The organism is Propioniciclava sp. LT432 (genome assembly GCF_059515965.1).
In genome coordinates this window covers 36,563-59,142 of sequence record NZ_JCAKNE010000016.1, presented here as the reverse complement: position 1 = coordinate 59,142, position 22,580 = coordinate 36,563, and the positions used below count along the sequence as shown (strand labels likewise).

Here is a 22,580-nt window from a genome sequence, read left to right as displayed (position 1 = left end):
GGGTGTGGGTCACTCGGTGAAGGCGTCCTTCAACTTGCTGAAGAACCCCTTGTGCGACTGACCGCGTGACACCGTGGCCTCCGGACGCGTCTCGCCCCGCGCCTCTGCCAACTTGCGGAGGAGGTCGCGCTGCGAGTCGTCCAGCGCCTGCGGCGTCTGCACCAACAGCGTAACGCCGAGGTCGCCCCGTCCGGCGCCACGCAGGCGCGGCACGCCGCGGCCCGGGATGACGAGACGCGTCCCCGACTGGGTACCGACGGGCACGTCGAGCTTCACGCGGGACTCCTCGGGGAGCGTCCCCTCGACGTCCGCCTCGAGCGTCTCGATCCACACTTCGGTGCCGAGCGCCGCCGCGGTCATGGGCAGACGCGCCACCATCTCCAGGTTGTCGCCGTCCCGCCTGAACACCTCGTGCGGGAGCACCGACAGTTCCACGTACAGGTCGCCGGACGGGCCGCCGCCCGGACCGACCTCGCCCTGGGAGTCCAGGTGGACCCGGTTGCCGGTGCCCACGCCGGCCGGGATCTTCACGTTGATCGTGCGCGTGGACCGGACGCGGCCCTCACCGGAGCACTCGCCACAGGGATGCTCGATGACCGTGCCGTAGCCGCGGCAGGTCGGACAGGGCTGGACGGTCCGGATGTCACCCAGGAACGAGCGCTGCACGGTCTGGACGTCGCCGGCGCCGTGGCAGGTGGAGCAGGTCACCGGCTCGGTGCCGTCCGCCGCGCCCCGGCCGGAACACGTCGGGCAGATGACCGCCGTGTCGACGCGGATCGGCTTGGTCACGCCGAAGGCCGCCTCGGCGAGGGTCAGGCTGAGCCGGACGAGGGCGTCCTGCCCCTTGCGGACGCGGCTGCGCGGGCCGCGCGCACCCTGGGCACCGAACATGGCGTCGAACAGGCCGCCGACGTCGAACCCTTGGGCCCCCCCGGGGAACCCGCCGAAGCCGCCCGGTCCGAAGCCGCCGGCGCCGCCTCGCATGGGGTCGCCGCCCAGGTCGTACATCTGGCGCTTCTTGTCGTCGCTGAGGACGGCGTAGGCCTCGCCGATCTCCTTGAACTTCTCGGCCGAGCCAGGGTCGTCCGCCACGTCGGGGTGGTACTTCATCGCCAGCTTGCGGTAAGCCTTCTTGATCTGGTCGGCCGTGGCGTCCCGGGGCACGCCCAGGACCTCGTAGTAGTCGCTCAACTCATTCCTTCGTGTGCGGTTCAGCCTTCAGCGAGGAATCGACCCACGTAACGTGCGACAGCGCGCACGGATGCGATGGCCGAGGGGTAGTCCATGCGCGTGGGACCCAGGATGCCGAGGGTGGCCCACACGCGTTCGTCCGAACCGTAGCCGGACGCCACGACGGACGTCGACCGGAGCGGTTCGTAGGGGTTCTCGCGCCCGATCCGGACGGTGACGTCCGCCGTCGAGGTCGCCTCGCCGAGCAGGTGCAGCAGCACCACCTGCTCCTCGAGTGCCTCGAGCACGGGCTTCACCGTGGTCTCGAACTGGTCACCGAAGCGGGTGAGGTTCGGGACGCCGGCGACGGCCACACGGGCCCCGGGGTCGCCGGAGACGATGTCCAACATCGCCGCCGCCACGGTCGTGGCCAGGGCGGACGCCGAGGGTGGCACCTGGTCGGCGAACGTCGCCAGCCGCTCGACCGCCTCGCGGGCGTTGGCGCCGATGAGGAGGTCACCGAGCCGGCGACGGACGAGCGTGAGGTCCTCGTCGCCGTCCCCGTCCGGCGGGAGCGGGACGAGGCGTTGCTCGACGGTGCCGGTGGCCGAGACGCACATGACCAGACCACGGTCGGGGCCGAGGCGGAGGACCTCGACGTGCCGGATCACCAAGGACGACAGCGCCGGGTACTGGACGATGGCCACCTGGCGGGTGATCTGGGCCAGCAGCTGGACCGTCCGGCGGACGACGTCGTCGACGTCGACCGCACCCGCCATGAACGCGGTGATCGCGCGCTTCTCGCTGGTCGACAGCGGCTTGACGGTGGAGAGCCTGTCCACGAACAGCCGATAGCCCTTGTCGGTCGGGATGCGCCCCGCCGACGTGTGGGGCTGGGTGATGTAGCCCTCCTCCTCGAGCACCGCCATGTCGTTGCGGACCGTGGCGGGCGAGACGTTGAGGTTGTGCCGCTCCACGAGGGCACGTGAGCCGACGGGTTCCTGGCTGGAGACGTAGTCCGTGACGATCGCGCGCAGGACCTCCAGCTTGCGGTCGTCCAGCACACCCATCACCTCCTTGGCACTCACCACCTCAGAGTGCCAGTCTACGCCATGCCCACGACCGGGCCGGAACGGCCCGTGCACACTGGAGCCATGTCGGACTTCTTCACGCTGTTCCAGCCGGGCCTGGCCCACTTCAAGCGCTGGAAGGACGCCGAGAAGCGGTTGTTCGTCGACACCACCAAGGCCGGCCGCGGACGCCAGCCGGACGACCTGGACTCGGGCTCGATCACCATCGAGGTGGAGCGCCGTCCCGGGCCCGAGGAGGGGGACGGGACCGAGGAGGAGCACCGGTAGGGTGGCCAGGTGGAGTTCAGCCTGTCGGAGTTCAAGCCCATTGCCGACCGCGTGTACGTGGCGGTCGCCGAACCGGACTCGGTCAACATCGGCCTCGTCGTCGGCACCACCGGCGCCCTGGTCATCGACACCGGCAGTTCCCCCGACCAGGGGCGCGCGATCCTTGCGGCCGCTCGGGCGCTGGCCGGCGACGTCCCCGTCACCCACGTGCTGGTGACCCACGCCCACCACGACCACCTGTACGGGTTGGCGGGCTTCGAGGGCGTGGAGTCGATCGGCCACGACGGGCTGCGCACCCTCCTCTCGGAGCGGCGTCCGGACGCCGACGCCCTGGCCCCCTTCGGGATGGTCGATGCCGACCTCGCCTCCCCCTCGACGACGTTCAACATGGCGTACGCGGTCAACCTGGGCGACTGCCACGTCGAGTTCGCCCACTTCGGCCGCGGGCACACCGACCACGACGCGGTCGCGGTCGTCCCCGCCCGCCGTGTGGCCTTCCTCGGGGACCTGCTGGAGACCGCCGCCGAGCCCTGGGCCGGGCCCGACTCCCACCCGGGCGACTGGGGCGCCAGCCTGGACTGGGTCGCCGGCATGATGCCGCGCGACTGCCTGATAGTCCCCGGCCACGGGCCGGCGCTCGACATGGATGCGGCCGGGACCCAGCGCGGTGAGATGCAGTGGCTCTACGAGCGCGCGGAGGAGCTGTACGACGCGGGCAAGGGCGTCGAGGGCGCCTGGTCGAGCGCCTGGCCGTGGCCCCAGGAGCCAGCTGAGCGCTTCGTGGCCCAGGCGATCGTCCGCATGCGCGAGGCGGGGCGGCCACGCCGGCGTCCGACCCTACCGTTGCTCAAGGGCTGATCAGGGGCGCAGGACGCGGCCCACCTGGGCCGCCACGGCGTCCGACCGCCCCACGGACAGCATGCTGCCGCTGACGCCGGGCGCGTAGGGGACGTCATCCACGTTCGCCGCCCCGCCCAGCTCGGTCACCAGGAGCGTGCCCGCCAGGTGGTCCCAGGGGTGGATCGACCGGTAGGCGAGCCCGTCCAACTCGCCGCGCGCGAGGGCCGGGTAGTCAATCGCGCAGGAACCCCGGGTGGGGCGCAGGCGTACCCCCTCGGCACGCTCCCTGGCCAGTCTGGGCCAGACGGCGACCTGCCACGGGCCAGGCGTGATGGCCAGTCGGGTGAGTGGTGTGCCGTTGCGTGCGGCGCCCGCGCCCCGCTCGGACACGTAGAGCGCGTCGTGGAGGGGCTGCCAGATCCAGCCGCGCGTCGTGACCCCCTGACGGACCTCGGCGACCATGACCCCGAAGTCGGTGCTGCCGGAGGCGAAGTTGCGGGTGCCGTCCACGGGATCGATCACCCAGGCGTGTTCGGCGGTGGGCAGGTCCTCGACGAGCCGGGGATCGACGAAGGCGGCCTCCTCCCCCACGACCAGCGCGCCGGGTGTGGCCCGCCGGAAGGCGTCGGTGAGCTCCACCTCGGCCTCCCGGTCGGCGACGGTGACCAGGTCGCCCGGGCGCTTCTGCTCCACCTCGTGGCGGGCCAGCGCGCGGAACCGCGGGAGGATGACACGCGCGCAGACGTCCTTGATGAGGTCGCTGACGTCGTCGGTGCGCATCAGGACTCCCGGTCGATGTGGTCGGCGGTGACGAAGTCGATCAGCTTCTCGACCTCGGTGAGGAGCTGGGGGTCGAGGTCCTTCCACCCCGTGACCTGGCCGAGGATCCGCTTCCAGCCGTGCGCGGCGTCGGCCTGGTCGGCGTGGGGCCAGCCCAGCGCAGCCAGGGCCCCCTTCTTCCAGTCAGTGCCGCGGGGGATGTCCGGCCAGCGCGTCAGGCCCACGCGCGTGGGTTTGATGGCCGCCCAGATGTCGATGTAGTCGTGGCCCGTCACGAACACGTGCTCACCACTGACCTGCTCGACGATGCGCCACTCCTTGGTGCCCGGCACGAGGTGGTCGACGAGGACGCCGAGCCGTCGGCCCCGGACCGGGGCGAACTCGCGCACGATGGCCGGCAGGTCGTCGATGCCGCCCAAGTACTCGACCACCACGCCGACATGGCGCAGGTCCGATCCCCACACCTTCTCGACGAGTTCGGCGTCGTGGCGTCCCTCGACGTAGATGCGGCTGGGCAGGGCCACCTTGGCCTTCTCGGCCGGGCCGACGCGGGAACCGGACGCCGTGTGCGTCCGGTTGTACTGCTGCGCCCGGTCCCGGGCCGTCGGAGCCGAGCGCACGGGGGGCGTCAGGTCGACCGGACGCCCGTCCAGCCAGAAGTTCGGACCGAACGGGAAGCTTCGCCGCTTGCCCCGGCGATCCTCGAGGACGACCACGCCGTTCTCCCACCCGACGACCGCCCCGACGAAGCCGGACGTGGGCTCCTCGAGCACCATGTCCCGCTCGACGGGGGTCTTCGTCGCGACCTTCCTGCCCTGTTGCTGCCAGCCCTTCGCCAGCACGTCGCCGCTGTACCGATCCACCCGACGGACCCTACCCGCCCGCCGTCGCGGGCCCGGCGAGGCCCGCCGTCGAACCCGCCCGCCCCTTCTCCTTCGCCGGACCCCGGGTTAGCCTGACCCGACAACAGGCACGGCGGGAGGCGGACATGGCAGAGCAGCAGATCTACGAGCCCGGACCGGACGTGGTGGACCATGTCCGGATCAAGGACTGGCGCCGGGCCGAGTCCGAGGCCCTGGCGGATCCCGAGGCCTACTGGGCGGCCGAGGCGTCCGAGTTGGAGTGGTCGCAGCCGTGGACCCACGTGCTCGACACGTCGAACGCCCCCTTCCACCGGTGGTTCGTGGGCGGCCGCACCAACATCGTCAGCAACTGCATCGACCGGCACCTGGCCGGCCCGCGCAAGAACAAGCTCGCCCTGATCTGGGTCGGTGAGGACACCTCGCAGGTGCGCACCTTCTCCTACTACAGCCTGAACCGCGAGGTGAACCAGTTCGCCAACGTGCTCAAGGCGATGGGCGTCGCCGAGGGGGACAAGGTGACCATCTACCTGCCGCGCATCCCCGAGGCCGTGTTCGCGATGCTCGCGTGCGCCAAGCTCGGCGCCGTGCACTCGGTGGTGTTCGCCGGGTTCGCGTCCGACGCCCTGTCCAGCCGCATCGACGACTCGGAGTCGAAGGTCGTCATCACCGCCGACGGGTCGCGGGTCAACGGACGCATCCTCGCCCTCAAGGAGATCGTGGACGAGGGCATCCGGTTCTCACCGTCGGTCGAGAACGTCATCGTCGTGCGCAACGCGGGCAACGAGATCGCGATGGACCCGCTCCGCGACCACTGGTACCACGACCTGAGCGCGCTGCCGATCGCCCGCGGCCACTGCGACACGGTCCAGGTCCCGTCCGAGCACCCGCTGTACATCCTGTACACCTCGGGGAGCACGGGGAAGCCGAAGGCGATCCTCCACACCCACGGCGGGTACATGGTCGGGATCCACACCAGCCTGAAGTACACGTTCGACGTGCGCGACGAGGACCGCTGGTGGTGCACCGCCGACATCGGCTGGGTGACGGGGCATTCGTACGCCGTCTACGGCCCGCTCCTCAACGGGGCGACGACCTTCATGTACGAGGGGAACCCGACGTACCCGTACCCCAACCGCTGGTGGCAACTCCTCGAGTATACTACGGCCTCACCCACTTCTACACGGCTCCGACGGCCATCCGGTCGCTGATGCGGTTCGGGGACGCCTGGGTCAAGCGGCACGACCTGTCCTCACTGCGGCTGCTGGGGTCGGTCGGGGAGCCGATCAACCCCGAGGCCTGGCGCTGGCTCCACGACGTCGTCGGTGGCGGCCGGTGCCCGATCATGGACACCTGGTGGCAGACCGAGACGGGGATGTTCCAGATCACCTCCGTGCCGTCCATGCCGCTGAAGCCCGGGTCGGCCGGACGCCCGGTGTTCGGCCAGGAGGCCGAGGTGGTCGACGAGCACGGCGACCCGGTGCCCGACGGCACCGAGGGCCTGCTCGTGCTCAAGCACCCGGCACCTGCCATGTTCGCCACCCTGTACGGGGACGACCAGCGTTATGTCGAGACCTACTGGTCGAGGTTCCCCGGCCGCTACCTGACCGGGGACAGCGCCAAGCGGGACGAGGACGGGTGGTTCTGGATCATCGGCCGCACCGACGACGTGATCAAGGTGTCGGGCCACCGGCTCGGCACGGCGGAGGTCGAGTCGGCGCTCGCGGGCCACCCCGCTGTCGTCGAGGCCGCCGCCATCGGGCTGCCGCACGAGGTGAAGGGCAACGCGATCCATGCGTTCGTCGTGCTCAACATGACCGCCGAGCCATGCAAGGAGGTCGAGGAGGAGTTGCGCCAGTACGTCGCCCGGCACCTCAGCCCGATCGCGAAACCGGACCACATCGAGTTCGTGGACTCCCTGCCGAAGACGCGCTCGGGCAAGATCATGCGCCGCGTGCTGCGCGCCCGCGCCCTCGGCCAGGACGAGGGCGACCTGTCGACGCTCGAGGAGTGACGCGATCTCCGGGCGGCCTGAACGGGACGCGTGACACCGGCGCAGGACCCTTCGCCGTGTGCGACGATCACGTGTATGGCACAGATCGAGACCGTCGACGTGGGCGGCAGCATCCGGCTCGGGCAGTTCCTCAAGTTGGTGAACGTGGCCGACACCGGCGGAATGTCCCGTGAACTCATCGCCGCCGGTCTCGTCAGCGTGAACGGCGAGGTCGACCTGCGCCGCGGACGCCAGCTCGTCGCCGGCGACGTCGTCCGCGTCGACACGGGTGACCAGGTCGTCGAAGTCCAGGTCGGCTGACGTCGAGCTCGAGGTCGGCTGGCGTCGAGAGCCGGGCTGCCGTCGACGGTCAGCGCGTCGTCTCCGCCAACCCGCTCAGTCGACCAGCTCGCGGATGGCCGCGTCGGCCAGCAGTCGACCCCGCTCGCTGACGGCCAGTCGCCCATCCCGCTCGGTGAGCCAGCCGCGTGCCACCAACCCCGGTACGCGCGCCCGCTCCCGCGGCGTCAGGACTTCCACCGGCATTCCCTCGCGGAGCCGCAACTCGAGCAGCACGCGCTCGACGCGACGGGCGTCCGCATCGAGCACCTCGCGCCCGGCGGCGGGCGAGAGACCGTCCGCGAGCCGTCCGGAGTACGTGCGTGGGTGCTTGACGTTCCAGAAGCGAACGCCGCCGATGTGGCTGTGGGCGCCGGGGCCGAAGCCCCACCAGTCGTCCCCGCGCCAGTAGGCGAGGTTGTGCCGGCACTCGTGACCCGGACGCGACCAGTTCGACACCTCGTACCACTCCAGCCCGGCTCCGCGGAGGAGCCCGTCGGCGACCTCGTACTTGTCGGCGAGGTCGTCCTCGTCCGGGAGCGGCACCTCCCCACGCCGGACCCGTGCGGCGAACCGCGTCCCGTCCTCGACGATGAGCGAGTAGGCGCTCAGGTGGTCGGGCTCGGCACTGAGGGCGTCCTCGACGCTGGCGCGCCAATCATCGACCGTTTCCGTCGGGGTGCCGTAGATCAGGTCCAAGCTCACCGAGGAGAACCCCGCCTCGCGCGCCCAGCGGACGGCGTCGAGGGCCCGGCCGGGTGTGTGGGTCCGCTCCAGCATCCGCAGGACGTGGGGCGCCGACGACTGCATCCCGAACGAGATGCGGTTGAAGCCGGCCTCCACGAGTGCGGCGAGGGACGCCGGCGTCACCGAGTCGGGGTTGGCCTCGGTCGTGACCTCGGCGTCCGGGGCGAGGCCGAAGGTGTCGCGCAGTCCGGCGAGGATCCCGCCCTGCTCCACGGGGTCGAGCAGTGTCGGGGTGCCGCCGCCGAAGAACACGGTCCGCAACGGTAGGGCGTCCCCCAGGACGCGATGGGCCAGGGTGGTCTCGCTCGCGATCGCACGCAGGTAGTCGCCACGGGACGCCCCGGGCGCAGCCCCCAGTTCGGCGGCGGTGTAGGTGTTGAAGTCGCAGTACCCACAGCGCGCGGCGCAGAACGGCACGTGCACGTACGCCGACAGCCGGCGTTCGGCGATGCCTGCCACGGCGGACGCGGGCAGGCTCCCGTCGTCGGGTGCGGGTTCGCCCTCGGGCAGCGCGGATGGTGTCACGTCGATCCACTGTAGGTCAGTGCACGCACCGCTGGCCCTCGCGGCGGTGTGCCGGAGGGCTGTGGTGGTCTGCTCGGCCTCGGTCAGGCCATGAGGGCGTACGCGAGGGCCAATGGTGGCTGGCTCTGTCCGGGGTCGGCTGCGAGCGCGAGCCCGCATCGCTGGCCGCCGGGCCTGTCGGGTGCCGCACGCGCCAGGATTGGACACGCGCTCTCACCGGGATGCTCCGGCGGATCATCGGCCCAGTCGTGAGGTGGCTCCCGCAGCCACCAGGCTTGTTCGGGGACCGGTGGCCTGCCGATCCGGATCGTGCCCGCCGGAGTGGTCACCAACCGCCACCCGTGCGGGGTCGTCCACACCAACACGCCCGGCTCGGGTTGCTCACATCCCCACCCACCATGGGTCTTCACCCGATGGGTGAACGACGACAGGGGCGCCATCTTGTCGGGATGGGTCTGACCCTGCCCCGGCTCCGCCTCGTGGTCGAACGGGACCGTGTGGTCGGCCTGACACGAGGTGGCGGCCCGGGTGCCGTACGGGAAGGCGTCCACACCCCACCGGTTGACGAGCACGCGGCGCATCGAGTCGGGCAGTTGGTAGGCGTCGGACGGGTTGATGGCCCGCGCGTCCACGATCGGGCGGACGGTCACCCGGCAGCCGTCCAACACTGCACCCAAGCGGTCGGTGAGGACCGCACCCCAACCAGGGATGTCCGCGACCGGGGACAAGCCAGCGTGGCCGTCGACCAGGGCGGCGTCGATCCGGACGACGACCTCGGCGGCACGCGGGAGCTCGGCCTGCCCGAGGGCTTGTCGGGCGAGCACACCGACCGCGGACGCCCGCCGCACGTCGAACTCGATGTCAGTGGGCAAGGTCTTCGCGATCGAGTTCAGGGCCGTATCGAAAGCGATCCCGTCGGCGGCGTCGAGCCGTCCCCACAGGTCGCAGTGCCCGTCCACGATCGAACCCATCTCCACCCGCCGACCCGCCGCCACCCGGGCCTCCCGCTCTGCCGCCGCGGCCGGGTCTGCCAACAGGATCCACCCCTCCACCCGCGGCCGGACCCGTGACCATGGCTGCAGCTTGAGCGCGACCGCGCAATGCCTGTCGACGATCGCGCACGCGGCCGCGTCCAGCCCGGCTGTCGCGCACGCAGCCGCCACCCGGGCCGCCTCGAAGAACCGCACTTCGCCGGCACACACGGCCGCCCACAGGGCCGGGTGGCGGTGCCGGACGTTCAACACCTCTGCGATCCGGCCCACTGCGGACGCGGGGGAACACCCCAGCACCACCGCCAGTTCGGCCGCGACGAACTCCCCGATCAAGGGCGTCCCATCCGCCCCACCCGGCAGCCACCGCTCGGCCCCCTCGGCCAACACGCCCTCGTCCACCCGGTGCAGGTCGCAGGCGGCAGCGATGCCCAACACCTGGGCCACCTCACCGGCGACCACCATGCGCGTGCCCTCCTCGACCACGCCCCAGGCGTCCGCGACGCCAGCCAACTCCAACGAACTCATACCCACACGCTAATCGAACACTCTGACAATTCCTGAACGCGTAGTCAGGCCCGGAATGGTCATCTCTCAGGACGTGCGTGACAGTTTCTGCATCAGGACATCGGTGACAGTCATGGGTCGACCCCTCGGGACATGCGGGACGTGGATGTCAGCCGGCCAACACCCGGACGCCGGCGCCGACCTGCGGCAGCGGGAACGGCAGGGGCAACCCGTCCAGAACTCGGTGGCACGAACAATCGCCGCTGGGCAAGTGCTCGATGGTGCGCAACAGCAACGCCTTGAGTCGTTCGACGTTCCCGGCGAACACCTCCAGCACGTTGGCATGCGTGACGCCCTCCTCGCCCTCGAGGCCGGCGTCCATGTCGGTCACGCACGCGACCGAGGTGAAGCACATCGCCAGCTCGCGAGCGCACGACGCCTCGGGCATCCCGGTCATGCCGACCACCGACCACCCAGCGGCGGAATGCCATTGGGACTCGGCGCGCGAAGAGAACCGGGGACCGTTGATGACCACGAGCGTGCCACCGTCGACGAGCGGCGTGTCGTCCGTCGCCTGCTCCAGCATCGCAGTGCGACCCCGCGGGCAGTAGGGGTCGGCGAACGGCACGTGGACCACGGGTCCCTCGGCCTCCCACACGGTGTGGCCGGACCGGTACGTCCGGTCGACGACCTGGTCGGGCACCACGAAGGCCCCGGGCGTCAGGTGGGGCTGCAGCGATCCGACCGCGCAGGGGCCCAACACCTGGGTGACGCCGAGCGCCTTGAGCGCCCAGAGGTTCGCCCGGTAGTTGACCCGGTGGGGCGTGTACTGGTGTCGCTCACCGTGGCGGGGCAGGAACGCCACGCGGCGTCCGGCCACCTCGCCGACGGTCACCGCCCCCGAGGGCGGGCCGAACGGGGTCTCCGCCTCGACGCGCACGGCGTCCTCGAAGAACGAGTAGAGACCGGACCCACCGATGACGCCGATCTCGGCCGTGACGCTGCCCATGGCGGTCATCCTAGGGGGACGCACCTCCGCACGGACCGGGCGACAACCTTGCCCGCGTCACGCACACTGGAGGCATGAGCCAGCAGCACGGATCATGGATGCCCTCGCCCGCCTACCCGGTGCCGAGGGCGACCGCTCCCACCCCCGCACGCCCCACACTCGCCAGGTCGCTGAGGTTCGTCGGCGGCTGGCTCGCGCTGCTGTGGCTCCTCGAAGTCGTCGACCTCATGCTCATCGGCGCCCTCGACGGGTTCGGCGTCAGCCCGCGGGACGTCGCCGAACTCCCCCAGATCTTCACCGCCCCGCTGCTGCACTTCGGCCTCGAGCACCTCGCCGCGAACTCGCTGCCCTTCCTCGTGTTGGGCACACTCACCCACATGGCCGGACGGCGTACGTTCTGGATCGCCACGCTGGTCTCGATCGTCGTCTCGGGCGGATTCGCCTGGTTGTTCTCGGCCCCGTTCACGGTGACGGCCGGCGCTTCCGGGCTGATCTTCGGCTGGCTGGCGTTCCTGCTCCTGCGCGGCTTGATGAACGGGAACTGGAGGCAGATCCTCATCAGCGCCGCCGTGTTCGGCTTCTTCGGCGGCATGCTGTGGGGCGTCTTCCCGTCCATGCCGGGGGTGAGCTGGCAGGGCCACCTCGGCGGGGCCGTCGGCGGCGCGCTCGCCGCGTGGCTCCTGCGCAGGCGCTGACCTACTTGGGGTCGCGCGACTCCCCGGTCGACAGCGCGGCCACGAAGGCTTCCTGGGGCACCTCCACGCGTCCGACCATCTTCATGCGCTTCTTGCCCTCCTTCTGCTTCTCGAGCAGCTTGCGCTTGCGGCTGATGTCGCCGCCGTAGCACTTGGCGAGGACGTCCTTGCGGATCGCTCGGACGGTCTCGCGGGCGATCACGCGCGCCCCGACGGCTGCCTGGATCGGCACCTCGAACTGCTGCCGCGGGATGAGTTCCTTGAGCTTCTTGGCCATGGCGACGCCGTACGAGTAGGCGGCGTCGGTGTGGACGATCGAGCTGAAGGCGTCCACCGGCTCGCCGTGCAGCAGGATGTCGACCTTGACCAGGTTCGCCTTCTGCTCACCGGCCTGGTCGTAGTCGAGGCTGGCATAGCCCTTGGTGCGCGACTTCAGCGCGTCGAAGAAGTCGAAGACGATCTCGGCCATCGGCAGCGTGTACCGGATCTCGACGCGGTCGGCGGAGATGTAGTCCATGCCCGTCTGGGTGCCCCGGCGCTGTTGGCACAGCTCCAGGATCGTGCCGATGTACTCGGTGGGGCTGAGGATGGTCGCCTTGACGACCGGCTCCCACACCTCGGCGACCTTGCCCTCAGGGTATTCGCTCGGGTTGGTGACCGTGTGCTCGGTGCCGTCCTCCATGACGACGCGGTAGACGACGTTCGGCGCCGTCGAGATGAGGTCGAGGTTGAACTCGCTCTCGAGGCGCTCGCGCGTGATCTCCATGTGCAGCAGGCCGAGGAAACCGATGCGGAACCCGAAGCCCAGAGCCCCGGAGGTCTCCGGCTCGTAGGTGAGCGCGGCGTCGTTGAGCTGCAACTTCTCCAGCGCCTCACGCAACTCGGGGAAGTCGGCCCCATCGATCGGGTACAGGCCGGCGTAGACCATGGGGTTGGGGTGCTTGTAGCCACCCAGCGCGTCCTTGGCCGGCTTGTGGGCCAGCGTGATCGTGTCACCCACGCGGGACTGGCGGACGTCCTTCACGCCGGTGATCAGGTAACCCACCTCGCCCACGCCGAGCGCCTTGGACGGCGTCGGCTCGGGGCTGATCACGCCCACCTCGAGCACCTCGTGGGTGGCCTTGGTCGACATCATGAGGATGCGCTCGCGGTGGTTGAGTTCCCCGTCGATGACGCGGACGTAGGTCACGACGCCGCGATAGGTGTCGTAGACGGAGTCGAAGATCATGGCGCGGGCCGGGGCGGCCGGGTCACCGACGGGCGCGGGCACTTGGGCGACCACGGCGTCCAGGAGCGCGGGGACGCCCTCGCCGGTCTTGCCGGACACGCGGAAGACGTCGTCGGGGTCGCACCCGACGAGGTTCGCGATCTCCTCGGCGTACTTCTCCGGCTGGGCGCCCGGAAGGTCGATCTTGTTGAGCACGGGGATGATGTGCAGGTCGGCGCCCATCGCCAGGTAGAGGTTGGCCAAGGTCTGTGCCTCGATGCCCTGGGCGGCATCGACCAGCAGGATCGCCCCCTCGCAGGCGGCCAGGGAGCGGGAGACCTCGTACGTGAAGTCGACGTGCCCGGGCGTGTCGATCATGTTGAGCACGTAGTCGCGACCGTCGACCTCCCAGGGCATGCGGACGGCCTGGCTCTTGATGGTGATGCCGCGCTCGCGCTCGATGTCCATGCGGTCGAGGTATTGGGCCCGCATGGATCGGTCGTCGACCACGCCGGTCAGTTGCAGCATGCGATCGGCCAGCGTCGACTTGCCGTGGTCGATGTGGGCGATGATGCAGAAGTTCCGGATGATCTCCGGGTTCGTGCTGCCCGGCTGCGGCCTGGTCACGCGTCACCTCTCGTCATGGCACCAACCGTGGGGTCGGCACCCCATGTGGGTACGGCACGACGTCGCCCCGGCACCCAAGCGGTGCGGGGCGACGTCGCAGGAGTTCGTCAGAGGGCGGCAGCGGCCGAAGCAACGGCCGACTTGCGGTTCGCCGCCTGGTTCTTGTGGATGACGCCCTTGGACGCAGCCTTGTCGAGTGCACGGCACGCGACCTTGGCAGCCTTCTGGGCCTTGTCCACATCACCGGCGGCGGCCGCCTCGCGGAACTTGCGAATGTGCGTCTTGAGAGCGGACTTCACGGCCTTGTTGCGCAGGCGCGCCTTCTCGTTCGTGAGGATCCGCTTCTTCTGGGACTTGATGTTCGCCACGGGCTAAGCCTTCAGTTCAGGTTGGTGAATGAGGTGTGCACCCACGTTGGGCGCGATTGAACACCTTACCAGCGTTCGTCGGCGGGCCAAAATCACGCTCAACGCCCCATCCCGGAATCGGGACGCCGTCCACGGAGGCCGGTGACGCCGATCACGAGGCTCTCCAGGGCGAACGCCGCGTCGGCGGACTGACCCTTCACTGCGGCGTCCGCCCGGGCCACCATCTGCAGGGCGGACGCCAGCCCCCGCGGCGTCCATTCGCGCGAGCGGGCGACGATCTCCTTGACCTTGAACGGCGGGACGCCGAGCTCGCGGGCCAGGTCCCCGTCCCGCAGGCGCGCCGAGGCGAGGTCGCTGTACTTGCCCTGGCTGCGCAGCGCGTTGGCCAGCGCGGACGTGACCAGGACGGCCGCGACCCCGGTCTCCAGCGCCCAGCGGAGGGCACCCAGCGCCTCATCGCTCCGACCCGCCATCACGTGGTCGGCCACGGTGAAGCTCGTGACGTCGGCGCGACCGGCGAAGTAGCGGCGGACGGCCGCCTCGGTGATCACCCGGTCGTCGGCGTCGGCCAGCAACTGGCGGACGGCGCCGGCCACCGCCCGGACGTCCGCCCCCAGCGCCTCGACAAGTCGCTCGGCGACGGCCTTGTCGAGGCGTCCGCCCAGGAGGCGGGCCTCGTTGACGGCGAAGCCCGGCAGCTCCCACGCCTTGATGGTCGGGCAGTCGATGGTGGCCACGCGCGCCTTCTTCAGCTTGTCGAGGAGGCCCTTGCCCTTGACGCCACCCGGGTGCACGAGCACCAGGGCGAGCTCGTCGGACGGCGTCTGCGCGAAGGCGACGACGTGGTCGAACAGGGCCTGGTCGAGCTCGGACAGTGCCTGGACGACCACCACGGACTCCTCCGCGAACAGCGAGCCCCCGGTGACTTCGGCCAGCCCACCGGCGTCGAGGTCACCCGCCTCGACCCTGGTGACGGACGCCTGGGGACGTTCGGCCAGCGCCTGGTGGATGAGGCGCTCCACCGCTCGCTCGGCGAGCAACGCCTCGGGGCCACTCACCAGCACCACGCGGCCGAACAGGGGTTGGTCGTTCACGGGGACCATCCTGCCAGCCCGGACCGACGGTTCGTCCGGCCCGGCACACCCTAGGGTTGTGCGCCATGAAGCGCCTGTACCTCATCCGCCACGCGGAGGCCGAGTCCTTGGGCCGCGGTCGCGGCGACCATGGCCGGGCCCTGACCCCGGTGGGCCACGAGCAGTCCCGCCACCTGGGCGAGTTGCTCGCCGACGCCGCCGTCCAAGTGGTCCTCCACTCGACGGCCACCCGGGCCGCGCAGACGGCGTCCGGCATGCGGCTGGACGCCGAGCTCCGAGCCCACGACGCGTTGTACAACGCGGGAACCAGGGGACTGCTCTCCGCGATCGAGGAGCTCGGGGGCGACGTGGAGTGCGCGGCGCTCGTCGCCCACGCCCCCGGCGTCCCCTCTCTCGTCGACCACTTGGCCGGGTCGGATCCCGACCCACAAGCGGCGGCGTCCGTGCTCCACCACTACCCGACGGCCACGGTCGCCGGCATCGAGTTCCACGGTGACTGGGTCGACCTCGACGGATCGCGCCTGTTCTGGGCCGCCCGCGGCTGAGACCGCCTGCTGCGGCCTCACCGTTGGGTCGTGACGAGCAGGACGCCGTCAGGTCCGCGGGCCACGGCGACGGCTCCGTGCTCGTCGGTGCGGAAGGTGGTCGCCCCGGTCGCGGCCACCGACCGCAGGGTCTTGGCCGAGGGGTGCCCGTAGTCGTTGTCCTCCCCCACGCTCACGAGTGCGACGTCCGGGCGCGCGGCAGCGATGAACGCCGGACTGTGGCGGCCCGACCCGTGGTGTGGGACGAGCAGGACGTCCACGTCCAGCGCCTCCCCCAGGGCGAGGTGCCGCGTCTGGGCACCGTCCTCGGCATCGCCGGCGAGCAGGACCGCGACACCTCCCGCCTCTGCCCGCACGAGCAGCGAAGCGTCGTTCTCCGCGCTCGACTCCCCCTCGCCGTCGCCCGAGTCCCGACCCGGCACCGGGGCGGCGAGGATCCCGAGCCGTACGTCTCCCACCTCCCACACCGTCCCGGCGTCAGCGTCCACCCGGCGTGCGGACGCGAACACCGTGTCGACCGAGGCGTTCGCGCCTTCCGGCGTCCGCACGCGCGAGGTCAGGACCACCTCGACCCCGAGGCCGCCCAGTGCCTCCACACCGCCCACGTGATCGGCGTGCAGGTGCGTCAGCACCAGCACCGGCACGCGTGACACGCCCAGCTGGGACAGGCAACGCGCCAGGAGGCCGGGGTCCGGCCCGGTGTCCACCACCACAGCCTGCCCCGGGCCCGCGGCGAGGACGGTCGCATCGCCCTGCCCCACGTCGCAGGTCGCCACGGCCCACCCGTGCGGTGGCCATCCCGGTGGGGTCGGCGTCCGAGCCAGCAGGAGCACCACGGCGAGGGCGATCGCCACGCAGACCCAACGTCGCGGCAGGACCGACGGCGCCAGCAGCACCAGGACGAGGCAGGCGAGCACCACCACGCCGATGGCCAGCGGCGACGCGTCCCACGGCACCGCCGCCCCGGGCAGGGTCTCACCCAACCTGGCCGTCCAGGCGATGCCCTGGGCGAACCAGCCGGCTGCCCACGCGGGCACCACCGCGACGCCCGGCAGCACGGGGGCCACCAGCGTCGTCGCCAGCCCGAGGACCGTCGCCGGGCCCACCATCGGTCCGGCCACCAGGTTGGCCAGCACGGACACCACGCTCACCTGGCCGGCCAGCACGACCACCACCGGCTCGGTCGCGACCTGCGCCGCCAACGGCACCGCGAGGGCCTCCGCGCACCAACGCGGCAACCAGCGAGCCAGGAGGTCCGTCCAGGCACCGGCCCAGCGCAGCAGGCCGAAGGTCGCGAGGACCGACAGGGCGAACCCCAACGACCGCGCCATGGCCGGCTCCGCCAGGACGACCGCCAGCATCGCCACCCCCAGGAAGCGGAGCCCTTGCCGCCCCCGCCCCGCCCGGCCCAGCGCAGCCAACCCCACCAACCCCATCGCGGCTGCCCGGAGCACGCTCGGCTCCCCCAGACACAGGACCACGAACCCCGCCACCCCAGCCACCTGAAGCCCGATCAGCCACCTCCCCCGCACTCCGCATCCGACCGCGAGGGCGCGCAGGAAGCCCAGCAGCAGGGTGAGGTTCGCTCCCGAGACGGCCGTGAGGTGGGTGAGGCCGGTGACGACGAACCTGTCCCGCAGGTCATCGGTCATGGCCGACGTGTCCCCCACCACCAGGGCGGGGACGAGGGCGCGCGCGTCCGGCCACAGCGGTGCGCACGCCTCGGCCAGGCCCCGGCGCAGCGCGCCCACGGCGGCGGCCACGGCGTCCGGCTCGCTGACCAGTTCGGGTGGGCGGCTCGCGCGCAGCTCGGCGTACAGGCCCGAGCCCGGCTCGGCGACGCCGAAGCGGACGGTCGCCCGCACGGTGGAGCCCATCGGAACGGCCGCCCACACTTGGGCATCCGCGCCCGTCACGATCACTTGGACAGGTGCCCCGCTCCGCCAGGCGCCGTCGCGGGCCTCGATCCCCACCACCTGGGCCGACCCGCGCCACATGCCGGGCCGCGGGCCGGAGGGGGCCCACAGGCGACCCGCCCCCGACAGGCGCAGCTCCACCACCCCGGTCGCCCGGTCCGCCGCGAGTGTCGTCACGGGGTCCGCCGCCATCGCCGCCGTTCGGGCCCCACCGGTGATCACGCACACAGCCGCCACGAGCGCCGCCGCGGCGAGGAACCAACTGCAGCGCCGCCACGCGACGAGCGCCAGAGCGCCCGTCAGTGCCGTCACCACGCCGAGGAGGCGCTGGTCGTCAGCCGTGGCGAAGCCCATCGCCGCCCACGCGACCACCCCGAGGGCGAGAACCCTGGCCGCACCACCGTCGCCGGCCGCCGGGGTCGGTTCAGACCCGGACATGCGGCTCAATGCGTTCGAAGGTCTTCTGCCCGATGCCGTCGATCTCGAGCAGTTCCTCGACCCGGGAGAACTTCTGGTGCGACTGGCGCCACGCCAGGATGGCCTGGGCGGTCACGGGGCCGACACCGGGGAGTGCGTCGAGTTGGTCCGCCGTCGCTGAGTTCAGGTCCAGCAGCGCCGCCCCCGCACCCGCACCCGCTCCTCCGGCAACCACGCCACCCCCGCCAGCGGGCGCGACCGCCGCCGCTCCCTTCACCTGTCCGCCGGGCTCGGAGCTGTCCCCCACCACGACCTGGGCACCGTCGGCGACGGGAGCGGCGAGGTTGAGGTCGCCGGGCCGCGCGTCCGGCAGGAGGCCGCCGGCCGCCGCGATGGCGTCCTCGACGCGTGCTCCGGGCGCGAGCCGCACGACGCCGGGCCGGGCGACCGCTCCGATCACGTGCACGCGCAGGGGTTCGGGAGTCGCCGTCGCCGTCGCCGCCGTGGACGACGCCACGCTCGGCCCAGCTGAACCCACCACCGGGGTGGGCGCGGCCACCGCCACGGGCACCGTGCGTGCCTGGCTGATGCCCCAGACGGACCCGACGAGGGCGACGAGGCCGATGACACCGATCACCGCGGCGTGCGCGCGCCCGAACTCCCAGGCCCGTCGGAGGGGGCCACCCTCCTGCGGTGCGAGGCGGCGCGGCGCGGGGTGGCTTGGCGTGATCGGCTCCGGGGCACGGGTCGCCTCGTCCGGCGCCTCATCACCCTCGACCTGAGGGGGACCCAGCTCCGCCACCAGGGCGGCGAGCCGCGCGCGCACGGCATCGCCCTTGCCGGGGTGGGGACTCAGCGAGCGCATGTCCTGACAGTCGGCGGACGCGCGGCGATCCGGTCATCCGATGCGCGCCTGTGGACAACTCGTCGGCCCCTCGTCCCTCGTCCACAGGGCGGCCACGCAGGGCGTGATCGGGACCGATCACGCCCTGGTCACCGACTGCGCGGTCTCCTGACCCGGCTCAGGCCGGGACGATGCTCACCATCTTCGGCAGCCGCACGATCACCTTGGCGACCTCACGCCCGGCCAGGGCACGCTGGACGCCCTCGTCGGCCAAGGCGGCGGCGGTGGCTTCCTCCTCCGACACGGACGCGGGCAGTTCCAGCTTGCCGCGCACCTTGCCGGCCACCTGCACGACGACCGTGACCGACTCCTGCACCAGCAGGGCCGGGTCGGCCTCGGGCCAGGTGGTGCGGGCCACCGACGGGGCGTGGCCCAGGAGCTCCCACATCTCCTCGGCCAGGTAGGGCGCGACCGTGCTCAGTGCCTGGGCCGTGAACTCGGCGGCCTCGCGGACGGCCGGGTCGGCACCGCCCGGGCCACCGTCGATCGCCTTGCGGGTGTGGTTGACCAGCTCCATGATGCGGGCGACCATCACGTTGTAGCGCTGGTCCTCCACGGCCTCGGTGATGGCGGCGATCGATGCGTGCGTCCCCTTGCGGACGCCGGCGTCGCCGGTCGTCGGATCGACACCCACCGGCGACGACACGTCCGCGGCCACGCGGTACGCCCGGGCCAGGAACTTGCTCGTCGAGGACGGCGACATGGCCGTCCAGTCGATGTCGTCCTCCGGCGGCCCGGCGAACACGATGGCGGTGCGGATCGCGTCCACCCCGTGCAGGTCGATCTGCTCGCCCAGGTCGACGCCGTTGCCCAGCGACTTCGACATCGCCTTGCCGCCGTTGGTCACCTGGCCCTGGTTGAGCAGCCGGGTGAAGGGCTCGGTGAAGTCGATCAGGCCCGCGTCGTGCAGCACCTTCGTGAAGAAGCGGCTGTAGAGCAGGTGCAGGATCGCGTGCTCGACACCACCCACGTACTGGTCGACCGGGGCCCAACGCTTGACGGCGTCCACGTCGAAGGCCGCGGTGTGGTCCTGGGCCGAGCAGTAACGGAAGTAGTACCAGGACGAGTCCACGAACGTGTCCATCGTGTCGGTGTCGCGCTCGGCCGGGCGCCCACAGCCCGGGCAGGCCACCTCGCGCCACGCGCGCGCCGCCTCGCCCGCCAGGGGCGAGGTGCCCTTGGGAGCCAGGTCGGCCCCGGTCAGGGGCGGCAACTCGACGGGCAGCTGGTCCTCGGGAACCGGGACCTCCCCGCACGACGGGCAGTGGATGATCGGGATCGGGCAGCCCCAGAAGCGCTGGCGGCTCAGCAGCCAATCGCGCAGGCGGAACGTGATGGCCGGCTGGCCCGTGCCGGCCTCGGCCAGGCGCTCGGTGATGCGGGCCACGCCGGAAACCTTGTCCGTCAGCCCGTCCAGGTCGCCGGAGTTGACGTAGACGCCGTCACCGGCAGTGGCGACGAAGGTCTCCTCCGGGTTCGGCTCGCCGGTGTCGATGACCCGGCGGACCGGCAGCCCCATCGCCTTGGCGAAGTCCAGGTCACGCTGGTCGTGCGCGGGGACGGCCATGACCGCGCCGGTGCCGTAGTCGGCCAGCACGTAGTCGGCGGCGTAGACCGGCAACTTCTCGCCGTTGACCGGGTTGGTGGCGTGACGCCCCAGGAACACGCCGGTCTTGGGTCGGTCCGTCGACTGCCGCTCGATGTCGGACTCCCGACGCGTCGCCTCCAGGTACGCCTCGAACTCGGCACGATGCTCGTCGGTGACGATCTCGGACGCCAGCGCCGCATCGGGCGCGACCACGAAGAATGTCGCGCCGTACAGCGTGTCGGGACGCGTGGTGAACACGGTCACCGGCTCGTCGCGGCCCTCGACGGCGAAGTCCACGAAGGCACCCTCGGAGCGGCCGATCCAGTTGCGCTGCATCGCCAGCACCCGGTCGGGCCACCGGCCCTCCAGGGCCTTCATGTCGTCCAGCAGGCGCTGCGCGTAGTCGGTGATCTTGAAGTACCACTGCGTCAGGTTCCGCTTGGTGACCGGGGTGCCACAACGCTCACACAGGCCTTGCACGACCTGCTCGTTCGCCAGCACGGTCTGGTCGTTCGGGCACCAGTTCACCGGCGAGCTCTTGCGGTGGGCCAGCCCGCGTGAGTGGAACAACTGGAACAGCCACTGGGTCCAGCGGTAGTACTCCGGGTCGGACGTGTGCAGGCGCCGGGTCCAGTCGAAGCTCAGGCCGTAGCGCTTGAAGGAGGCCGCCTGGGTCTCGATGTTGCGGTAGGTCCACTCGGCGGGGTGCGCGTTGCGCGCGATGGCGGCGTTCTCGGCGGGCAGGCCGAAGGAGTCCCAGCCGATCGGGTGCATGACGTCGAAGCCGCGCATCAGCCAGTAGCGGGCCGCGATGTCGCCCATGACGAACGCCTCGGCATGGCCCATGTGCAGGTCGCCCGACGGGTAGGGGAACATGTCGAGCACGTACCGACGCTCGGCGGTGTCGTCGTCCCGGGCGACGAACGTGCCGTCGGCCTCCCAGAACTTCTGCCACCGCTCTTGGGCGGCGACTGCGTCATACGTGCGGGCGGACTCCATGGTGTTGGTTCTCCTCGTGGACGGATCTCGATTCGTGGCATGAAAAAGCCCCTGCCTGCCGGTTGGGCATGTCAGGGGCGCCGCGTCACCGGGTGGGGTGCGCGGCTAGCCAAGAAGTCGCTGGCTCGTGGTGCGATCCATGCGCGCAAGCATAGACCAACCACCCCCTCAGTCGAGGGCGGCGTCCAGCTCGGCCCGGGTGGGCGGGTCGGCCCCTTCGCGCTCACACACGAGGGCAGCCGCCTGCGCGGCGCGGCGCAGGGCGTCCGCCAGCGGCAACTCCGCCAGCACGAGCGCGTCCAGCAGGGTTGCCATGAACGTGTCGCCCGCCCCGATGGTGTCGACCAGGCGCACCGGCGGGCTCGGCACGGACGCCACCCCGTCCGGCCCCGCCCCCACCGCGCCGTCCGCCCCGCGGGTCACGACTGCCCACCGGGCGCCGTAGCGCTCACGCAGGGCCACCACCAACTCGTCGGGGTCCCTCGGCAGCCCGGACGCCGCGGATAAGAGCTCGAAGTCCTCGTCCGACCCCTTGACCAGGCCACCGCGCTCCCCCACCGCCTCCAGCCATGGCTCGACCAGTCGCCAATAGGCGGCGAGGTCGGGCAGCACCGTGGGCCGGACGTTCACGTCCAGCGACAGCGGGTCCGAACCCGCCCGGACCCAGTCCAGGAGGGCTGTGTTCCCCGGTCCGACGACCGTGACCAGGGATGCGACGTGGAGCCAGTCCCCGGCATCGAGCTGGGGAAGCTCGCCGGGCCGCCACCCGAAGTTGGCGGTCCCGGCGAAGTGGAAGGTGTAGGACGCCTTGCCCCCGTCGCCGAAGCTGACGATCGCGAGAGATGTCGGCTCGGGCGCCGAAACGGCGAGGGCCGTACCGACACCGTTCGCCACCAAGTGGCTGCGCAGTTGGGCGGCGAACGCGTCGTCGCCCAACCTGGCCAGGAACTCGACCGGGGCACCCAGGCGTGCCAACCCGATCGCCGAGTTCATCGGCCCCCCGGCGGACAGCGCCCGCCAGGAGGACACTCGCGTGTCGCCCCCGGCGTCACCGGGAACCAGGTCGATGAGGGCCTCGCCACACACCACGATCCGCTGCATGA

The 22,580-nt window shown here is 71.4% G+C and carries 21 protein-coding genes; 7 read left to right on the top strand and 14 right to left on the bottom strand.

Annotated elements, in window-relative coordinates; translation table 11 throughout:
• Positions 1-9: 9 nt before the first annotated feature.
• Positions 10-1,191 carry a molecular chaperone DnaJ gene (dnaJ, locus tag AC5YDV_RS10405; RefSeq protein ID WP_496183073.1) on the bottom strand — a complete coding sequence of 394 codons (1,182 nt, stop codon included), beginning with the start codon at positions 1,189-1,191 and terminating at the stop codon, positions 10-12.
• Positions 1,192-1,211: 20 nt separating this feature from the next.
• Entirely contained in the window at positions 1,212-2,234 is a 1,023-nt protein-coding gene (hrcA, locus tag AC5YDV_RS10400) for a heat-inducible transcriptional repressor HrcA (RefSeq protein ID WP_496183130.1), read from the bottom strand.
• A gap of 90 nt (positions 2,235-2,324) precedes the next feature.
• On the opposite strand from hrcA, the gene AC5YDV_RS10395 reads away from it, so the two are divergent.
• Together AC5YDV_RS10395 and AC5YDV_RS10390 are read left to right on the top strand one after the other, a co-directional pair.
• Positions 2,325-2,528: a hypothetical protein gene (locus tag AC5YDV_RS10395; RefSeq protein WP_496183074.1), complete on the top strand. Its 204-nt coding sequence runs from the start codon at positions 2,325-2,327 to the stop codon at positions 2,526-2,528.
• Between the two features lie 9 nt (positions 2,529-2,537).
• Entirely contained in the window at positions 2,538-3,386 is an 849-nt protein-coding gene (locus AC5YDV_RS10390; RefSeq protein ID WP_496192482.1) for an MBL fold metallo-hydrolase, read from the top strand.
• On the opposite strand, the gene AC5YDV_RS10385 is transcribed toward AC5YDV_RS10390, so the two are convergent.
• Both AC5YDV_RS10385 and AC5YDV_RS10380 read right to left on the bottom strand, forming a co-directional pair.
• Positions 3,387-4,148: an inositol monophosphatase family protein gene (locus tag AC5YDV_RS10385; protein WP_496183076.1), complete on the bottom strand. Its 762-nt coding sequence runs from the start codon at positions 4,146-4,148 to the stop codon at positions 3,387-3,389. It abuts the gene before it with no gap.
• A complete protein-coding gene (locus tag AC5YDV_RS10380; RefSeq protein WP_496183077.1) occupies positions 4,148-5,011 on the bottom strand; it encodes a DUF3097 domain-containing protein in 864 nt (287 codons plus the stop codon). The genes AC5YDV_RS10385 and AC5YDV_RS10380 overlap by 1 nt, the downstream gene beginning before the upstream one ends.
• Positions 5,012-5,136: 125 nt before the next feature.
• On the opposite strand from AC5YDV_RS10380, the gene AC5YDV_RS10375 reads away from it, so the two are divergent.
• From AC5YDV_RS10375 to AC5YDV_RS10365, 3 genes are all read left to right on the top strand, one after another.
• Positions 5,137-6,219 carry an AMP-binding protein gene (locus tag AC5YDV_RS10375; protein ID WP_496183078.1) on the top strand — a complete coding sequence of 361 codons (1,083 nt, stop codon included), beginning with the start codon at positions 5,137-5,139 and terminating at the stop codon, positions 6,217-6,219.
• Complete coding sequence (locus AC5YDV_RS10370) at positions 6,219-7,022, top strand: AMP-binding enzyme (RefSeq protein ID WP_496192481.1); 804 nt, start codon at positions 6,219-6,221, stop codon at positions 7,020-7,022. The genes AC5YDV_RS10375 and AC5YDV_RS10370 overlap by 1 nt, the downstream gene beginning before the upstream one ends.
• Before the next feature lie 75 nt (positions 7,023-7,097).
• Positions 7,098-7,322, top strand: a complete 225-nt coding sequence (locus tag AC5YDV_RS10365; protein WP_496183080.1) for an RNA-binding S4 domain-containing protein — start codon at positions 7,098-7,100, stop codon at positions 7,320-7,322.
• Between the two features lie 75 nt (positions 7,323-7,397).
• On the opposite strand, the gene hemW is transcribed toward AC5YDV_RS10365, so the two are convergent.
• From hemW to AC5YDV_RS10350, 3 genes are all read right to left on the bottom strand, one after another.
• Entirely contained in the window at positions 7,398-8,612 is a 1,215-nt protein-coding gene (hemW, locus tag AC5YDV_RS10360) for a radical SAM family heme chaperone HemW (protein WP_496183081.1), read from the bottom strand.
• A gap of 83 nt (positions 8,613-8,695) precedes the next feature.
• Positions 8,696-10,129: a DUF222 domain-containing protein gene (locus AC5YDV_RS10355; protein WP_496183082.1), complete on the bottom strand. Its 1,434-nt coding sequence runs from the start codon at positions 10,127-10,129 to the stop codon at positions 8,696-8,698.
• Between the two features lie 148 nt (positions 10,130-10,277).
• Entirely contained in the window at positions 10,278-11,117 is an 840-nt protein-coding gene (locus AC5YDV_RS10350) for an S-methyl-5'-thioadenosine phosphorylase (protein ID WP_496183083.1), read from the bottom strand.
• 227 nt (positions 11,118-11,344) lie between these two features.
• Here AC5YDV_RS10350 and AC5YDV_RS10345 point away from each other — a divergent pair, with 227 nt between their 5' ends.
• Positions 11,345-11,812: a rhomboid family intramembrane serine protease gene (locus AC5YDV_RS10345; protein WP_496183131.1), complete on the top strand. Its 468-nt coding sequence runs from the start codon at positions 11,345-11,347 to the stop codon at positions 11,810-11,812.
• Between the two features lies 1 nt (position 11,813).
• Here AC5YDV_RS10345 and lepA read toward each other — a convergent pair whose 3' ends face one another.
• The 3 genes from lepA to holA form a co-directional block, all read right to left on the bottom strand.
• On the bottom strand, positions 11,814-13,646 hold the full coding sequence (lepA, locus tag AC5YDV_RS10340; protein WP_496183084.1) for a translation elongation factor 4: 1,833 nt from the start codon (positions 13,644-13,646) through the stop codon (positions 11,814-11,816).
• A 107-nt stretch (positions 13,647-13,753) separates the two neighbouring features.
• Positions 13,754-14,014, bottom strand: coding sequence for a 30S ribosomal protein S20 (gene rpsT / locus AC5YDV_RS10335; protein WP_496183085.1), 261 nt, complete (start codon positions 14,012-14,014; stop codon positions 13,754-13,756).
• Positions 14,015-14,112: 98 nt separating this feature from the next.
• On the bottom strand, positions 14,113-15,117 hold the full coding sequence (gene holA / locus AC5YDV_RS10330) for a DNA polymerase III subunit delta (protein WP_496183086.1): 1,005 nt from the start codon (positions 15,115-15,117) through the stop codon (positions 14,113-14,115).
• Between the two features lie 56 nt (positions 15,118-15,173).
• Here holA and AC5YDV_RS10325 point away from each other — a divergent pair, with 56 nt between their 5' ends.
• Positions 15,174-15,653 (top strand): SixA phosphatase family protein, encoded by a 480-nt coding sequence (locus AC5YDV_RS10325; RefSeq protein ID WP_496183087.1) that lies wholly within the window; start codon positions 15,174-15,176, stop codon positions 15,651-15,653.
• A 17-nt stretch (positions 15,654-15,670) separates the two neighbouring features.
• Here AC5YDV_RS10325 and AC5YDV_RS10320 read toward each other — a convergent pair whose 3' ends face one another.
• The 4 genes from AC5YDV_RS10320 to AC5YDV_RS10305 form a co-directional block, all read right to left on the bottom strand.
• Positions 15,671-18,007, bottom strand: a complete 2,337-nt coding sequence (locus AC5YDV_RS10320) for a ComEC/Rec2 family competence protein (RefSeq protein ID WP_496183088.1) — start codon at positions 18,005-18,007, stop codon at positions 15,671-15,673.
• Complete coding sequence (locus AC5YDV_RS10315; RefSeq protein ID WP_496183089.1) at positions 17,994-18,851, bottom strand: ComEA family DNA-binding protein; 858 nt, start codon at positions 18,849-18,851, stop codon at positions 17,994-17,996. Before AC5YDV_RS10315 ends, AC5YDV_RS10320 begins: the two co-directional genes overlap by 14 nt.
• 157 nt (positions 18,852-19,008) lie before the next feature.
• Positions 19,009-21,477, bottom strand: a complete 2,469-nt coding sequence (gene leuS / locus AC5YDV_RS10310; RefSeq protein ID WP_496183090.1) for a leucine--tRNA ligase — start codon at positions 21,475-21,477, stop codon at positions 19,009-19,011.
• A 168-nt stretch (positions 21,478-21,645) separates the two neighbouring features.
• A complete protein-coding gene (locus AC5YDV_RS10305) occupies positions 21,646-22,578 on the bottom strand; it encodes a PfkB family carbohydrate kinase (protein WP_496183091.1) in 933 nt (310 codons plus the stop codon).
• Positions 22,579-22,580 lie beyond the last annotated feature (2 nt).

Bases quoted from the DNA above. Each gene is read 5' to 3' on its own strand.
- AC5YDV_RS10395 (WP_496183074.1), top strand. From the start codon at position 2,325: ATGTCGGACTTCTTCACGCTGTTCCAGCCGGGCCTGGCCCACTTCAAG.
- AC5YDV_RS10315 (WP_496183089.1), bottom strand. From the start codon at position 18,851: ATGCGCTCGCTGAGTCCCCACCCCGGCAAGGGCGATGCCGTGCGCGCG.
- AC5YDV_RS10345 (WP_496183131.1), top strand. From the start codon at position 11,345: ATGCTCATCGGCGCCCTCGACGGGTTCGGCGTCAGCCCGCGGGACGTC.
- AC5YDV_RS10305 (WP_496183091.1), bottom strand. From the start codon at position 22,578: ATGCAGCGGATCGTGGTGTGTGGCGAGGCCCTCATCGACCTGGTTCCC.
- AC5YDV_RS10320 (WP_496183088.1), bottom strand. From the start codon at position 18,007: ATGTCCGGGTCTGAACCGACCCCGGCGGCCGGCGACGGTGGTGCGGCC.
- AC5YDV_RS10355 (WP_496183082.1), bottom strand. From the start codon at position 10,129: ATGAGTTCGTTGGAGTTGGCTGGCGTCGCGGACGCCTGGGGCGTGGTC.
- AC5YDV_RS10325 (WP_496183087.1), top strand. From the start codon at position 15,174: ATGAAGCGCCTGTACCTCATCCGCCACGCGGAGGCCGAGTCCTTGGGC.
- AC5YDV_RS10375 (WP_496183078.1), top strand. From the start codon at position 5,137: ATGGCAGAGCAGCAGATCTACGAGCCCGGACCGGACGTGGTGGACCAT.
- AC5YDV_RS10365 (WP_496183080.1), top strand. From the start codon at position 7,098: ATGGCACAGATCGAGACCGTCGACGTGGGCGGCAGCATCCGGCTCGGG.
- leuS (WP_496183090.1), bottom strand. From the start codon at position 21,477: ATGGAGTCCGCCCGCACGTATGACGCAGTCGCCGCCCAAGAGCGGTGG.
- AC5YDV_RS10370 (WP_496192481.1), top strand. From the start codon at position 6,219: ATGCGGTTCGGGGACGCCTGGGTCAAGCGGCACGACCTGTCCTCACTG.
- AC5YDV_RS10350 (WP_496183083.1), bottom strand. From the start codon at position 11,117: ATGGGCAGCGTCACGGCCGAGATCGGCGTCATCGGTGGGTCCGGTCTC.
- AC5YDV_RS10385 (WP_496183076.1), bottom strand. From the start codon at position 4,148: ATGCGCACCGACGACGTCAGCGACCTCATCAAGGACGTCTGCGCGCGT.
- holA (WP_496183086.1), bottom strand. From the start codon at position 15,117: ATGGTCCCCGTGAACGACCAACCCCTGTTCGGCCGCGTGGTGCTGGTG.